Origin of the sequence: Methyloceanibacter caenitepidi, from assembly GCF_000828475.1 — a bacterium.
GTDB classification, from domain to species: Bacteria; Pseudomonadota; Alphaproteobacteria; order Rhizobiales; family Methyloligellaceae; genus Methyloceanibacter; species Methyloceanibacter caenitepidi.
On sequence record NZ_AP014648.1, the window covers coordinates 3,138,142 to 3,152,707 of the forward strand.

Consider the following 14,566-nt stretch of genomic DNA (forward strand, 5'->3'; position numbering starts at 1 on the left):
CGCAAAACTCTTGAATCGGCAGGACACTGTCAAGGGCCCGAGAAATCGAGGGCGCGGTCGCCTCCGCTCCGTCAGGACTGGCGAATGGCATTCGCCTCGCACAGGCTGGCCATGCCGGACATGGTCCAGCGCGTCAGCGAATCGCTTCGGCAAATAACCGGCGCCGCAAGCATCACGCTCTTGACCGTCGAACGTGAGATTTTCGGCCGATAGTCCGACGAGAACTGCAACACCTGCACGATACGATTGAGGGTGGCATAGGCCATACCGATGGCAAGCAAGCAGAATTGCCGAATGCCGGTGTGCCGGCGCGGTATCGTCAGCGTGTAGTCGACGGCATTGGCCAAATGGTCCAGCGCAATCCTTGCAAGCCGGTGGATCGTCGGCCGGAAAGCGGGCTTTCGTGCGGCGCCGTCGAGATCGCGCAGATCCAGGCTCGCTGAACAGAAGAGGCTTTGCGGCAGGTAGCAGCGCCCTTGCCGGCGGTCATCCCAGATGTCTTTCAGAATGTTCGTCATCTGCAGACCTTGGCCAAAGCTCGCGGCGAGCTTCTCGAGCTTCTCCCGGTGCGCGTCGATGTCCGCAGCATGGTCGCAGAAAAGCTCGGTGAGCATCTCGCCGACGACGCCTGCCACCACATAGCAATAGTCGTCCAGCTCGGCCATGTCGGCCAGCCCTGTCGGACGGTTGACGAAGGACTTCATGCCCGACGCCATCTTCTTGAGACAGGTGCGAACGGCTTCCTGCTGTCTTACAGGACGGGTCTTCAGGATATCGATCAGGCCGGGCAGACTCTCGATGAGCTCGAGCTCCTCCGGGCCCACTTCTCCCGACAAATCAGCGGCAAGGCGCCTGGAAACCTCATCCCAGGACTCCGTGCGTTCGACCCCAGCAAGGAACAGGTCGAGTTGAGCGATCTTCCGGTCGCAATCCGGAAGCTGAGAATCCTCGATCGTGTCCGCGGCGCGGCATAGCAGGTAAGCGGTCCCCACCGTAGACCGCAGATCCGATGGCAGTTTTGGAATCGTCAGCGCGAAGGTGCGCGACAGCTGGGGCACCAGCAGTAGCGGAAGCTCTTCATTGCCGACTGTCCGATCCAACACGTTTGCTCTAAGCCCCCACAATTTTGACACGCCGCTTCGAAAACCGGTTAGCCGATCCAACCGACCCAGGATAGCCGCCCTAAGCCACAGGCGTCAGGCGAGGAATCACGCGGCGCCCTCGACAGCATATCCGCCAATCTCTGGACGATTGTGGCTGCTGCCCGATTTCATGCACAGAAAGCCCGCGCAAAACGCCTGGAATTGCCGTCGGCGGCGATTGAAATCCCTCAGGTCACGCCCACAAAGCCACGAGCGGCTGGATACCGCCTCATCCTAACACACAGGCCACCCCGCCGGTTCACGACTTTGTCAGGGTGACGCTTCCATTGGCGCGGGAACTCTTGAACGACATGGTCTGGACATCTTCGTCGATAACGACCCGCACGCGTCCGGAGATATCGTAGGAGGCGACATGGAATTCCCCGACATACACCCCCGGATTGACCTTCAATAGCTGACCGGTCTGGTTGATCGCCGTAGAGATGGTCACGCATTTCGCTGCGAGTTTGTAGACCTTCTCGGTCTCGCGCTTGTACTTGATGCGGCACGTCAGCTTCTGGGGCGGATTGTCCATGGCCTGCATCGTGCCGCTGCCGCTCCACGTCCCTTCTAGCGGCAGTGGTTCCGCCTGGAGGGGCGAGACCGTCGCCGCCAACAGTACGGCGCATAGCGATATCAGGCTTCTCATTAAGATCCTCCCTGGCAGCATCTTGCCTAGCTGCTTTTGACCGTCGGCCTCGGCGCGCCCGTCCGCCAGGCCCGCCCTTCAACAAACGCGATCAACGCCGGCAGTACCAAAAGGTTCGCCAGCAGCGCCGTTGCCAAAAGCATTATCACGACTTCTCCAAACAGGCGCAGGCTGGGAAGCTCGCTGAGAACCGTGCCTCCAAACCCGACGATCAACACCAGGCACCCGACGGCAAGCGCCGGACCGATAGTGGCGATGGTCTCCTCGAGGGCCGGCGTCACGGCTTCGCCGTTGGTCCGCATCAAACGATAGTAGTTCAGGATGTGAATGGCATTGTCCACCGCGATGCCGAAACCGATGGTGAAAGCGACCACACAGGTGAATTGCAGGCCTGCGCCCGTGAGATGGAGGATTGCACCGGCAACGGCGATGGGCAGGACGTTGGTCACCATGCTGTAGAGCCCTGCTCGCAACGACCAGAAGACGAGGCCGATCAGGAGAATATTGAGCCCGATTGCGATCAACAGACTGCGGTTGAGCTCGACGATCATGTCGTAGCTGGCCCGCGCGGAATGAGGGGCGATCCCGGTGGCGATGAAACGCACGCCCGGATGCGCCGCCCGCAACGCTTCGAGATCGGTCTCGAGCGCGTCTAGAACGGGCACGAGTTCGGAGGCGTCCACCGCTGGAAAATAGCCGGACACCAGCGCCGAATGCTCGTCCACCGACATCATGCGCTCCACGAACGGCGACTGCGACTCCTCCAGGAAGTCCAGGACTTGCTCCTGCTTGAGGCCGCCCTCCAGCATCCAGGATTCGATGCTGTGCAGGGACACCGCGCGCGTCACGAGTGGCAGCGTCTCCAGGGTCTCATGCGCGTCCCCGACCACGGCAAGAACCTGCGCAGGATCGAGAGGCTTGTCTTTCGGCCATTGGATATGGAGGAGGATGGCCTCGGTACCGCCAAACTCTTTGTCGACCACGTCCATGACCCGCGAAGACTGGCTGTTGGCCGGCAAATAGTCCCTGTACTGATAGCTTGGGCTGATTGTGGCGTAGAGAATGCCTGCACCGATCGCAACGATGAGCCCGGCGACAAGAAAGGCGGTGGGGTTGCCGAGTATGGTGCGGCCCAACCGCCTGCAGATCGCGCTCGTGGCTGTGAAGATGCGGTCGAGTGTACGATCCGAATTTTCCTTTCTCCCGCGCCGGCCCAGGAGCAGCGTCCCCAGCGCCGGAAGGACCGTGATCGTCGTCAGGAAGGCGACGGCCGTGCCGATGGCGGCGGTGAGACCGAAGCCGGACACAAGCGTATGCGGCACAAGCGTAAGGGACAGCAGTGCGATTGCGGTCGTCATCGCTGCGAGGACGCAAGCCGGGCCGATGTCCCGCACGGACGATACGATCGCCTCGCGCGCGCCCTCCCCCGCAACAACTTTGCGTTTGATGCCGAACAGCAGATGCAGCGAGCTTGCAAAGACCAGCACTGTGACCAGCCCCGGCACCACGCCTGTCAGCACGGTGATCTCCTGCCCGCGCAACTCCGTGATCCCCAGGGTCCACAGAACCGCGATGCCTGCCGGCACGCCGGCGAGCAAGGCGTAGATGGGGCTGCGGAAGAACAGTAGGCAGATAATAAGCGACACCGCGAAGCCCGCCCCGATCAGGAGACGCTGATCGCGGATCAAGGCGCCGACGATCTCGAGACGGAAGAACGCTACGCCGCTGAGCTCGGGCTTCATGTCCGTGCCCGCCAGCGCTTCGTCGGTCACCTGCCGCATATCGTCCGCGACGACGCGAAGATCGTCGATTTTCGGCCGGGGCTCGATCGCGACCACGAACAGCGCCGTCGTCGCATCCGCCGATAGAAGCTTGCCGGAAACAAAGGGGTGGGCCAGCAGCGTGTCGCGCAAGTTCAGAATATCCACGCCGTCGAGTTCCATCGGGAAGACCGCCTCGGCATTACCTGAGGCATCCGGCGCGTCGTGCGCCGAAAACATCGACGTGACGTGTTTCACGCCTTCGGCGAAGTGAAGGTTCAGGTGGAGGTCGCGCAGATGCTCGAGATTTTTGCGGCTGAAGAGATCCGGCGCCTGCACCAGCAGCAGCACATCCTCCCCGGTCTGCGGATACTGCTTCTCCACCATTTGGAGATTGCGGAACTCCTCCGTCCCGGAACGGAAGATCTCGCGAATGTCGCTGGAGAACTCGACCTTTGCAGCGGCAAAGGCCAGCGGAATGGTCAGCACGGCGACAATCAGCAGAGTGATTCGCGGGAAGCGCTGCGCCAGCAGTCCCAGCTTTTCGATGCCGAAGCCCGCCGTCATCGCGGCAATCCCTGGACGGTCATGTCCGCGTTGACGCGCACATCCGCGGCGCCCAACGCCCACAGTCCGAAAATCTTGCGGTAATTGTCGTAGGTGATCGCGCAGGTGCGATTGAACACACCGGCGATGGCCTCATCTGGCCAACTGCCGTCGGCGCGCTGCCGGTCCTGTAGGAAGCGCAGTCCGGCGCGTACCGGCTCGCTGTCGGCCATCTCGGTCTGAAGCAGGCTGAGCACGGCCCACGACGTCATCACGACCTGGCCCTCCGGGGTGCTCGCATACGTCCCGCGCCGGCAGCTTTCAATGGTCTCGCCCCAGCCGCCATCGGGCAACTGATGCGAGACGAGAAACGCCGCGGCCCGGCGAAGGGCGGCGCTATCGGCGGGCAGCCCGGCCGCCCGCAGGGCCGAGACCGCGAACCAGGTCCCGTAGGTGAAGCAGATGCCCCAGGCGCCCATCCAAGCGCCGTCGTCACGCTGCCGCGCCAGCAGAAAATCGCGGCCACGCGCGATCGCCTTATCAATGCACTGGGCACGCGCCGGATCGACGCCTTGGTCGCGATACCGGATGAGCGCCTGCACGCAGGCCGACGTGCACTCTACATAGGAGTGATCCACCATGATGTCGGCGAAGACCAGCGACGGGTTCAGCGCTTCCATCCACGATGGCGTCCGCGCCTTTTCGTAGGTTGGCCAGCCTCCATCGGCATTCTGCCAGCCGAGGATCAACTCAGCCGCATCGTCGAGGCGCTCATCGTGGATGGGCTCGTCGACAATGGCGCGCAACGCGATCGCGGCTTTCAAACCCTCCGCGGTGCAGTCCGAAATCGGCCAGCCGTGCGTCCGGTTCGAGAACGGCCAGCCGCCCTGGGATGGATCGCGGAAATAGCGCTCCCGGTCCGGCGTGTCTTCGAGCACCTGGTTTGCTTCGATATAGGCATGGGCCAACTCCAGCATGGGCTTCGCAGTTCCGGCGCGGCCGGACGCGCAGATGGCTTGCACAGCGAAGGCAGTGTCCCAAAGCCGCGAGGAATTGTAGCCCTGCATATGCGTGCCGTGCTCCCCCTTCCACAGATACTCCGGCAGCTGCCGCCGATGTGCGGCGACGCGTTTCCCGTCAGGCTCGGCAAAGTGCCAACACAGCATGTTGAGCACCTTGTTGATGGGCCCGATGCAAATATTGTTCGTGTTCTCGTCCTCCTGGCGGACTTGATCCAATACGAAGTCGGTCGCCCGGGCCCGCAAGCGCTCGCCGGCGATGGCCTCGTAGCCGTTCAGCAGACCGTTCAGAAGGCGGTAGCCCCGCGACAGCGGGGCGTAGATGTCACCGGCCGCGCACTGCATCTGGCTGCCGCGGAAGTCCAATGCCTCGTAGGGCTCGCAAAAGATCTCGTCGCGCAGCGCGCGCACGACCGGCGTCAACGGCGCCTGAGCCCTGATCCCGTAGAGATAGCTCATGGGCAAAAAGATCATGCGGCTATGGCACCAGAAGCGGGACGGATGGGCGGGCAGCCACGTCGGGAGAAGCCATAGCTCCGGCGGAACGGGCATGACGCCGTCGTAGTCGTACAGATTGAGGAGCGCGAGCAGGAACTTGCCCCATGGTGGCAGGTTGGCCGCGCCGCCGCGCTCAAGCAGCCAGACGCGCGCGCGCTCCAAACCGGGATCGTCCGCCGGGACGCCCAGCAGCCGCTGCGCCACGTAGCACAGAGCCGTGGCATAGGCGTAGCTCTCGCCTTGGATGTGGAGCGGCCAGCCGCCATCGGCATTCTGGTGATGCTTGAAGAAGCGGATGAAGTCCTGCTCGGTCTCGGGATCGAACGGCTCGCCGACGATATGCGTCGCGACGATCAGGGTCGGCAGCAGGAACACAGGTCCGCCGTAGTCGCCGTGCCAGCTCCCGTCGGGCGCTTGCGTGTCCTGCAGGTGCCGCCGCGCCAGATCGACGGCCTGCGACAGGTCCTTCTGCGCCGCCCAGTGGTTCAATGTCCCGCGGCCTTGAGATGGGCCGGTATCTTCCGGTAGCCCGGAAGTAGACCGGCGATCGGCCACGTGCTCCACGACGCGAACCGCGCCAGTGTTTGCCGCGTGCGGCTCCAGTGCCCCTCGCGCATCTCCGTACCGACCGTCTTGCGTGCGGCGCGGAAACCGATCCTGAAGAACGACGTCGCGAACGTACTCCCGCGCACATCCGTCGCGGCGAGCAGGGCCATCGTGCGGCGGCGCTCTGCGGCGCTCGTGCGCCACGTATCGAACATCGATTGCCGGATGGCGCGGGCATCGTACCGGGGATCGGAAAAGACCTGATAGAGCGCGTTCGAAAGCATCTCCGGCACCCGCGCTCGCGCTTTCTGCCGACGCGCGTAGTCCGCCGTATCGGCGCTTTCGACCAAGGCCTCCACGTCCTTCAACCCCAGCGAAATGCCGACCGCCGTGAGCGGATGGGTACAGCCGACCGCGTCGCCGACCAACGCCACGTTGCCGCGCCCGTAGGCGGTCCGGGTCTGAAACCGCGTTTCCATCCAGGCGGGCTTACGGGTCTTCAAGGACACGGCAAGCGCCGTTGCCATCGGCGCCGGCAGCGCCGGCGCGACCGCCGCATAGAGCGCGTTCGTATCGTGCCGGAGCTCCGTCGCCGATGCGGGCACGTCGAGACACAAACGCACCTGATTAGCGCCGATCCGGTACGACAGGATGGGGCCGGCCAGACCGCTCAGGACGTGGCCATAGCCTTCAACGGGCAGTTCCACGTCGTCGAGAACGATACCGGCCATGAAGGAGATGCCGACCGAACCGTCGGGCAGACCGAGAAGACGGCGCGTTCCCGAGCGGCGGCCGTCGGCCGCCACGATCCGCTTCGCTTTGATCGCAATCTCTGCGCCCGTATCTCCGTCCACATAGGCCGGCGCCGGCTCGAGCTTGCTCAGCTTCGCCGGCGCGACATAGTCGATCTCGGGCATCGAGACGGCCCTTCGGCGCAGTTCGTCAACGAGCTTGTGATGCTCGAAGCTGACGCCCGTCATGCCGTCCGGATAGGACAAGACAATCGGTTCCGAGCCGTCGCCGGGATGGGCGACGAAACCCCGCCGCGGTCCGTTCTCCGTCAGCGCCGCAAGATCACTTAGTCCAAGCTTCTCGAGGATCCTGACGCCGGACGGGTGGATCCACTCGCCCGCGAATCTCTCAGAAGCGCGCGGGTTGGCCTCGAGGAGCAGGACGGTCTCCCCGCGCTGGGCAAACGCGATGGCCGCGGCGCATCCGATCGGACCCGCACCAATCACCGCAACGTCATGATCCGTTCGCACCTGGGTTCCACCGGCTGTCGTAAGCACGCAAAGACAGGCGGGAATCCGCCCTGTCCTGTCCAGCGCCGACACGATCGCCGAGCCGGACTCTCATATGAATCGTAACGGGTTGGGGCCGACTTGGCCATCCCGCCAACCCGCGAAAACGGAACGGCCTCAGCAGGCTAGGTGATCCGCAATCGCATAACGCTCGTACTTCCGAACTGTGGCAAGCAGATGCCACCTTCCCACATCCTGAATGACCGGTACGAGGCGACGGCGACTGGTCACCACGGTAGGTTTCGGCGGACGATAGGTCATGAAAAGTTTCTTGGCGGCCCTCCTCATCGGATGCGCCCTCCTTCCAGCGCCCGTTTTCGCGGATTCCGAAAACGAGCACCTGTCGTGTGTGAAGGAGTTGCCGGACCCTTATAGCCTTGCCACCCGGCGAAACTACGTTCTGACCTGCCGGACGAAAGTTCCCGGCCTCACCGTGTCGAAGATCACGGCCAACGAGGACAAGTGCGAATGCCGGCCCGTATTGCCCACCGAAAACATGAAACAGGGCGCACGGATCATGTCGATCTGCCGCGATGCCGGACATCCCTGCGACTTCACCGAAGTCACATTCGAGACGAGCGCGGGCGACTTCACCTTTACATGGTCTGAGGACGACGACGCCCTGGACATTCCGTAAGAGCGCCCCAACCCGGCGACACAGCGTTTGCCCAGCTCGACGCAGGCATGTCGGCCATCTCGGGATTTTGGAGAGGAATGGTGGGCGGCACTGGGATCGAACCAGTGACCCCTACGATGTCAACGTAGTGCTCTACCGCTGAGCTAGCCGCCCGGTCTGTGTGGCAAGGCGCCTTCTATATGGGTGGCGGCGCCAGAAGGCAAGCGGCGGATTTCGGTGCTTTTCCCTAAGCCGCCAGCATGCGCTCCACCTGGTCGACCAAATCGCGCAGGTGGAAGGGCTTGGACAGGATCTTGGCGTCTTTCGGCGCGTTGTTGTCCGGATTGAGCGCCACAGCCGCGAAACCGGTGATGAACATGATCTTCAGGTCCGGATCGAGTTCGGCGGCTTTGCGGGCCAGCTCGATTCCGTCCATCTCGGGCATCACGATATCGGTCAGAAGTAGCATGAAGGGCTCTTCCTGGAGCCGCTCGTAAGCCTCCATGCCATTGCCGAACGAGACCACGTCGTAACCGGCCTTCTCCAGCGCCTTCACCAGGAACCGGCGCATATCGTCATCGTCTTCGGCAAGAAGAATACGCTGAACGCTGCGCACGCGCGGGTCGTTCGCCTCCATAATCCTCGTCCCCCTCAACACACACCCTGTATCGCCTACACGAATATGGTAAACGACCGCTTGCCTTATTCTTGAATGATTGGCGCGGTCCCAACCCGTGGGCCCCCAGATCATTGCCGCTATTGAGCCCCGGCACAAGCCGGAACACGCCTGGACAGTCCCCCCTGTCATTGGCAGAGTTAACGCCGGTGCGCTGTCACACGGCCGGCGCCGCTCCCGGAACCGAAGAACCCAGGTTTGGCGTATGAAGCAACTAGAGGCTGAGGCGATCGAGCGGGAACTGTCACCGCCCTTCACCGTGGTGCGACCCGCGAAACTGTCGCTTCCCCTCGTCTTCAACTCGCCCCACTCGGGCCGGGTCTATCCCAGCACCTTCCTGGCCGCCTCCAAACTCGACGCGCTGACCTTGCGGCGATCGGAAGACGCGTATGTGGATGAACTCTTTTCTTTCGCCGCCGCGCTCGGGGCCCCGCTCCTTCATGCTCATTTTCCGCGCGCCTATCTCGACGTGAACCGGGAGCCTTATGAGCTCGATCCGATCCTGTTCCGCGACGGGCTCCCGCACTATGCCAACACCCAATCGGTCAGGGTCGTCGGAGGGCTCGGGACGATCGCGCGGATCGTTTCGGAGTCCGAGGAGATCTACCGGGAGCCCCTTTCGGTCGAGACGGCCCTTGAACGGATCAACCGTCTCTACGTTCCCTATCACGAGACTCTCGCGGCACTCCTGATGGAAGCGAAGCGGGAGTTCGGCTTCGCCGTGCTGATCGACTGCCATTCCATGCCCTCGAGCCCGAACGCCGACAAACGATCGACCCGCGCCGACTTCGTACTGGGCGACCGCTTCGGGACCTCGTGCAGCAGCGAGCTGACGCGCATGGCCGCGCGCTCCCTCGAGGCACAGGGTTTCGGCGTAGCGCTCAACAAGCCCTACGCAGGCGGGTACATCACCGAGCACTACGGACGCCCGCACAAGGCCCAGCACGTGCTGCAGATCGAGATCAACCGGGCCCTTTACATGGATGAGACGACGTTCGAACGAACCGAGCGTTTCGACGTCTTGAGGAAGAAGCTGGAAACGGTGATCCGCGGCCTGATGCCCGGCATTTCCGACCTCATCGTCCCCCGCGCCGCAGCCGAATAGGCCCAGCCAATCCAAAAAAAAGGGCCGTCCGATTGAACGAACGGCCCAAGTCTAGGGAGGAAACGCCCAAGGAGGGCAGCGATATGGCCTGGAGAGCCATATCGCATTGCAACAATATGTCATTGCAATGCACAAAAATCAAGGTGTAGACGGCAATTGGCGACAGAACTGAAACAGTGATGCCGCAAAGTCACGTTACCTGGGCTTTGTCCGCCATACCCGCATACGCCGGACAATCCCGCGACCAGACATCGAGCCTGACCTTCAAGGCTCGGAGGCCTTGACTCTCAACGGCAAACACCGCCAAGCCTTGTATCGTGACCGAAACCGTTCAACTTGATTTCCAGAGCTATATAGCGACAGCGCACGCTCTCGCCGAGAGGGCTGGCGAGGTCATATTGCCGCATTTTCGGACGAACCTGGCCGTCGACGACAAGGGCGCCGCCGGGTTCGACCCGGTCACCGCGGCGGACCGGGACGCCGAAGCCGCCATCCGCGAGATCCTGTCGGAGACCCATCCCGGGCACGGCGTCGTGGGCGAGGAGTTCGCCGATACCCAGGCCGACGCCGAGTTCTGCTGGATCATCGATCCGATCGACGGGACGCGCGCCTTCATCATGGGCCAGCCGCTCTGGGGCACGTTGATCGGCCTGACCGCACACGGCGCACCGGTGCTTGGGATGATGAACCAGCCGTACACGGGCGAACGCTTCTGGTGCGGTGAAACGGAAAGCTATTTCACGCGCGCCGGCGAGACGCGGCCCATTCGCGTCCGTCCGTGCCCCGTGCTCGACAATGCCATACTTGCAAGCACGGCGCCGGAACTGTTCGACGCCGCCGAGGGCATGCGGTTCGAGGCGCTGTCCCGTGCGGTACGACTGCGACGCTTCGGCGGCGACTGCTATAATTACTGTCTGCTCGCGATGGGCCAGATCGACCTCGTGGTCGAGTCGGGGCTCAAGCCGTTCGACATCCTGCCGCTCGTGCCGATCATCGAACGCGCCGGCGGCATCGTCACGACCTGGGACGGCGGCGACCCGGGCAACGGTGGACGCATCGTGGCCGCCGGCGATCGCGCCCTGCACGCGGCCGCTTTGGAGATCCTCTCTGCTTAAGGTCGATTGCTCCTAAGCCGTCTGGCCGCTATGCGGACTTGCGCACCGTGACGCCGGGCGCGAAGGCGTCGAACGCCGCCCAGAACTGCTCGCGGATGGAATCCCGCTCTTGCAGGATTTCGTGCCGGGAGCCGCGCAGCACGATTTGCGTGCCGGCCCGCAGCCGAGACGACAACGCCTCGATCGCCTTGTTGGAGACGATCTTGTCGTCGCCGGCGACGACCAACAGCGACGGCACGCGGATCTTCGGCGCATATTTCTCGCCTTCCAAGCGCGACATGGCATCGAACGCCGCGTGCAGCCAGCCGATGGTCGGCGGACCGGCCGCGAGCCCCGGCGCCGCGTTGAGCACTTCGACGTTCCGATAGAACCTCTCCCGGTCCGAGGTGAGCGGATTGCCTTCGAAGACGTCGCTCGTCCACACGGACTGATCGCCCGGCACGGCTTGCTTGCCGAGCCCCATCCAGGAAAGCCCGGTCGCGAGCCCGGCGCAAACGTTCTGGGGCAGCGGCAGCCCCGCGAGTTCGACCATCGGCGACGTCGTAATCAGACGATGGAACCAGCACCCGCGCTTGGTGGCGGCGTTGAAGAGGATCGGCGCCGACATGGAATGGGCCAGCGCGTAATAAGGCATCGGACAGTCGGGAAGCACGACACCCTTCATGAAGTGATGGATGTCCTGCTCGTAGTCGACGAAGTTACGGATGTGTCCGCGCGAGGATCCGCGCACCAACCGGGTCGACCCGCCCTGCCCGCGCCAATCGATAATGGCGACGGCGAAACCGCGGCGGCGCAACTCGCCGACCACCTCGAAGTATTTCTCGATGTACTCGTTCCGGCCCGGAAAGATGCAAACCGTGCCGCCACGCTGCTGCAGGGCCGACTGCCAGCTCGCATAGCGGACTTTCACTCCTTTGCGCACCTCGAGATAGCCCGCGTTCGCGCCGAGAGGGACAGGGTTCTTGGGTGTCGAAACGAGAGTCATCGAGATTCAGAATGTTCTGCGACCCCGCAAGGGGGGAGGATTGGTCCGCCGGTCTTTCTTACAGCCGCTATGCCGCCGCCGACAACAGAACATGCAGCTTGGCCGCCGCCGCAGGCAGGGCACTGGGCTGATAGATTCTTGAATTTATTGTTATAATTCAGCGCCCTACACCTCTTGAAGCCCCCAGAAAGCAATCCTATATGCGATTTTGCGCAAAGGCCTTCTGGCTTTGCGTCTCAAAGCCCGGCTCCGCATGAGGAGCGGGCTAACTACCATATCGCTTCATAAGGAGGATGTGACATGAGGCATTTCGATTTGACCCCGCTGTATCGCTCCACTGTCGGTTTCGACCGGCTCGGCTCGTTGCTCGACACGTTGAACACGTATGAGGGCGACGCCCCGGCTTACCCGCCCTACAACATCGAGCGGGTGAGCGAGAACGACTATCGCATCAGCATGGCCGTGGCCGGCTTCAGCGATGCCGATCTTGAGATCGAGGTCAAGGAGCACACGCTGTCCGTTCGCGGCGAGAAGCGCGTCGAGCAGGAAAACTCGACCTACCTGCATCGCGGCATCGCCGCCCGCAGCTTCGAGCGTCGTTTCCAGCTCGCGGACCATGTTGTCGTGAAGGGCGCGAGCCTTGAGAACGGGCTGCTGCACGTTGATCTCGAGCGCGTGCTGCCCGAGGCTATGAAGCCGCGCACCATCGAGATCACGACCAAGTCGGACGCCCCCAAGTCGATCGGCGACAAGACGGCCGACGACAAGACGATCGACAGCGAGGCGGCGTAACCCGCACGCGGGCCAATACCGCCCCTGCAAGGACTAAGAAGGGCGCTCCTCACACGAGGGGCGCCCTTCCCCGTTTCGCACTCGGTCACGCCGGATGGGAGAGTCGAGGCGCGGGAGTCTTGCGAAGTAAGCAGTCTACCCCGCAAACAACTTAAAGTAGCTTTACCGAGCTGCTGCTAATGCGCTGCTGCGCATGAGGCCGCCGAGATTGGCGGCAAGGTCGAAGGCGGGGTCCAGTTCCAACGCAATGCGAGCCGCGGCCGGTAGCTTCTCCCCCGCCATGAGCGCTTCCGCGAAGGCAGCGCCGCCAGGTGGCAACCGGCGCACCGTCACTTGAAGCACGGGACGCAGCACGAGCGCGTCTTCCCCGCCGGCAGGCAAGCGTCCCGGTTCATCTTCGCCGTCCCGCATCGTGAGCTCCCAGATGGTGATCACCGGATACGCGGATCGGACAAGACGGGACGAGGGATGAAACACGAAGCCGATATCCTCTGCGCGTGGACCGAGCGCCGTCAGCGCGTCTTGCGACAACGGCTCGGCGTCGGCGGCGTGATAGGCCTCGTGCCAGGCCCATTCGAGCCGCGCCACGTCGGCGAGATAGGGGACCGCCGAAGCCGGGGGAAAGGCGTCGATGAAATCGGGGACGTCGCCGCCATACCGCAGCAAGACGGCCGACCGCGGTGGTGTCTTCTCCACGTACTCCCGCGCCATCGCTCGGAAGAACTCTTCTCCCACGAGCTTCGCCGTCGCCGGAAAGCGGCCGGCAAGCATGTCAATGAGGCTCGCGTAGACATTGTTCCGATACACCGCGAAACGCCGCGTAGGACGCCTGCCGTCGCGCCCTTTCAAAGTATCCGGGATGCCCACGTCGGAATCGAGAAGCGCCTGCGCAAAGACGCTCTCCCGCTGGCCCGCGCCGCTCGTCATGGCGCCGCCGCGAGCTCGGGAACGGCAGACGCCGAGCAAGCCACCAGAAAATCATCGGCCCGCTTGGCCTCGGCAAACAGCACGGACCAGGCTGGAACTTCGTTGTCCCATTCGATCAGGGTCGGCACCGGTCCCGTTCGCGCGAGGGCCCGCGCGTACAAAGTCCAGACAGGATCGGCTACCGCGCGCCCGTGATCGTCGATAAGCAGGAGCGATCCGTCCTCGTCCGCATCCTCGGCATGGCCGCCGAGGTGAATCTCACCCACGTGCTCGACCGGAAACGCGTCGAGATAGTCGCAGGCCGCAAAGCCGTGATTGGCGGCCTGAACGAAGACGTTGTTCACGTCGAGCAAGAGCCCGCAGCCTGTGCGCCGCACCACCTCGCGCAGGAAATCGACCTCTTCCATCGTCGTCTCGGCATAGGCGATATAGGTGGACGGGTTCTCAAGCAGCATTGGCCGCTTCATGGCGTTCTGCACTTCATCGATGTGCTCGCAGACGCAGGTAAGCGTTTCTTGCGTATAGGGCAGCGGCAGGAGGTCGTTGAGATAGACCGTGTCGTGGCTGGACCAGGCCAGATGTTCGGAAAAAAGAGCGGGTTGGTAGCGATCGGCAAGCGCGCGCAAGCGCTGAAGGTGATCCGTGTCGAGCGGCCCGGCGCCGCCAATGGAAAGGCCCACACCGTGGAGCGACAGGGGATAGCGCTCGCGGATCGCCGTCAAATAGGCATGAGGCGGCCCGCCCGCGCCCATATAGTTCTCGGCATGGATCTCGAACCAGCCGATATCAGGAGCGCCGTCAAGAATGTCGCGATAATGCTCAGGCTTGAGCCCGACCCCGCCCTTGCGCGGGATCGAGCTCTCGCCAAAGTTCGCCGGACGTCCCATCG

13 protein-coding genes and 1 tRNA gene are annotated in these 14,566 nt (G+C 63.3%); 4 read left to right on the forward strand and 10 right to left on the reverse strand.

The genetic code is table 11. The features are described from left to right. Positions 1-71: 71 nt before the first annotated feature. The 5 genes from GL4_RS15080 to GL4_RS15100 form a co-directional block, all read right to left on the reverse strand. Complete coding sequence (locus GL4_RS15080; RefSeq protein ID WP_045368722.1) at positions 72-1,103, reverse strand: phytoene/squalene synthase family protein; 1,032 nt, start codon at positions 1,101-1,103, stop codon at positions 72-74. Between the two features lie 298 nt (positions 1,104-1,401). Continuing rightward, entirely contained in the window at positions 1,402-1,791 is a 390-nt protein-coding gene (locus GL4_RS15085) for a DUF2147 domain-containing protein (RefSeq protein WP_156137643.1), read from the reverse strand. A gap of 26 nt (positions 1,792-1,817) precedes the next feature. Continuing rightward, complete coding sequence (locus GL4_RS15090) at positions 1,818-4,118, reverse strand: efflux RND transporter permease subunit (RefSeq protein WP_045368726.1); 2,301 nt, start codon at positions 4,116-4,118, stop codon at positions 1,818-1,820. After that, positions 4,115-6,103, reverse strand: a complete 1,989-nt coding sequence (locus tag GL4_RS15095; protein ID WP_045368728.1) for a terpene cyclase/mutase family protein — start codon at positions 6,101-6,103, stop codon at positions 4,115-4,117. The genes GL4_RS15090 and GL4_RS15095 overlap by 4 nt, the downstream gene beginning before the upstream one ends. Further along, positions 6,100-7,422 (reverse strand): FAD-dependent oxidoreductase, encoded by a 1,323-nt coding sequence (locus tag GL4_RS15100; protein ID WP_045368730.1) that lies wholly within the window; start codon positions 7,420-7,422, stop codon positions 6,100-6,102. The genes GL4_RS15095 and GL4_RS15100 overlap by 4 nt, the downstream gene beginning before the upstream one ends. Positions 7,423-7,720: 298 nt before the next feature. Between GL4_RS15100 and GL4_RS15105 the strand changes: the two genes are divergently transcribed. After that, positions 7,721-8,098 (forward strand): hypothetical protein, encoded by a 378-nt coding sequence (locus tag GL4_RS15105; RefSeq protein WP_045368732.1) that lies wholly within the window; start codon positions 7,721-7,723, stop codon positions 8,096-8,098. A gap of 78 nt (positions 8,099-8,176) precedes the next feature. On the opposite strand, the gene GL4_RS15110 is transcribed toward GL4_RS15105, so the two are convergent. Both GL4_RS15110 and cpdR read right to left on the reverse strand, forming a co-directional pair. Further along, a tRNA-Val gene (locus tag GL4_RS15110) sits at positions 8,177-8,251 on the reverse strand. A 73-nt stretch (positions 8,252-8,324) separates the two neighbouring features. After that, entirely contained in the window at positions 8,325-8,714 is a 390-nt protein-coding gene (gene cpdR, locus GL4_RS15115; RefSeq protein WP_045368735.1) for a cell cycle two-component system response regulator CpdR, read from the reverse strand. A gap of 244 nt (positions 8,715-8,958) precedes the next feature. Between cpdR and GL4_RS15120 the strand changes: the two genes are divergently transcribed. After that, entirely contained in the window at positions 8,959-9,858 is a 900-nt protein-coding gene (locus GL4_RS15120) for an N-formylglutamate amidohydrolase (protein ID WP_045368737.1), read from the forward strand. Positions 9,859-10,175: 317 nt separating this feature from the next. Continuing rightward, positions 10,176-10,973: a histidinol-phosphatase gene (gene hisN, locus GL4_RS15125; protein WP_172653380.1), complete on the forward strand. Its 798-nt coding sequence runs from the start codon at positions 10,176-10,178 to the stop codon at positions 10,971-10,973. Positions 10,974-11,001: 28 nt separating this feature from the next. Here the strand turns inward: hisN and GL4_RS15130 are convergent, their stop codons facing one another. Beyond that, positions 11,002-11,958: an alpha/beta fold hydrolase gene (locus tag GL4_RS15130; RefSeq protein WP_045368738.1), complete on the reverse strand. Its 957-nt coding sequence runs from the start codon at positions 11,956-11,958 to the stop codon at positions 11,002-11,004. A 300-nt stretch (positions 11,959-12,258) separates the two neighbouring features. On the opposite strand from GL4_RS15130, the gene GL4_RS15135 reads away from it, so the two are divergent. Then, positions 12,259-12,750, forward strand: coding sequence for an Hsp20 family protein (locus tag GL4_RS15135; protein ID WP_045368740.1), 492 nt, complete (start codon positions 12,259-12,261; stop codon positions 12,748-12,750). A gap of 162 nt (positions 12,751-12,912) precedes the next feature. Here GL4_RS15135 and GL4_RS15140 read toward each other — a convergent pair whose 3' ends face one another. Both GL4_RS15140 and bufB read right to left on the reverse strand, forming a co-directional pair. Continuing rightward, the gene (locus tag GL4_RS15140) at positions 12,913-13,677 is read right to left on the reverse strand and encodes an HvfC/BufC N-terminal domain-containing protein (RefSeq protein WP_045368743.1); all 765 of its coding nucleotides are present in this window, start codon (positions 13,675-13,677) and stop codon (positions 12,913-12,915) included. After that, positions 13,674-14,564, reverse strand: coding sequence for an MNIO family bufferin maturase (gene bufB, locus GL4_RS15145; RefSeq protein WP_045368746.1), 891 nt, complete (start codon positions 14,562-14,564; stop codon positions 13,674-13,676). The genes GL4_RS15140 and bufB overlap by 4 nt, the downstream gene beginning before the upstream one ends. Positions 14,565-14,566 lie beyond the last annotated feature (2 nt).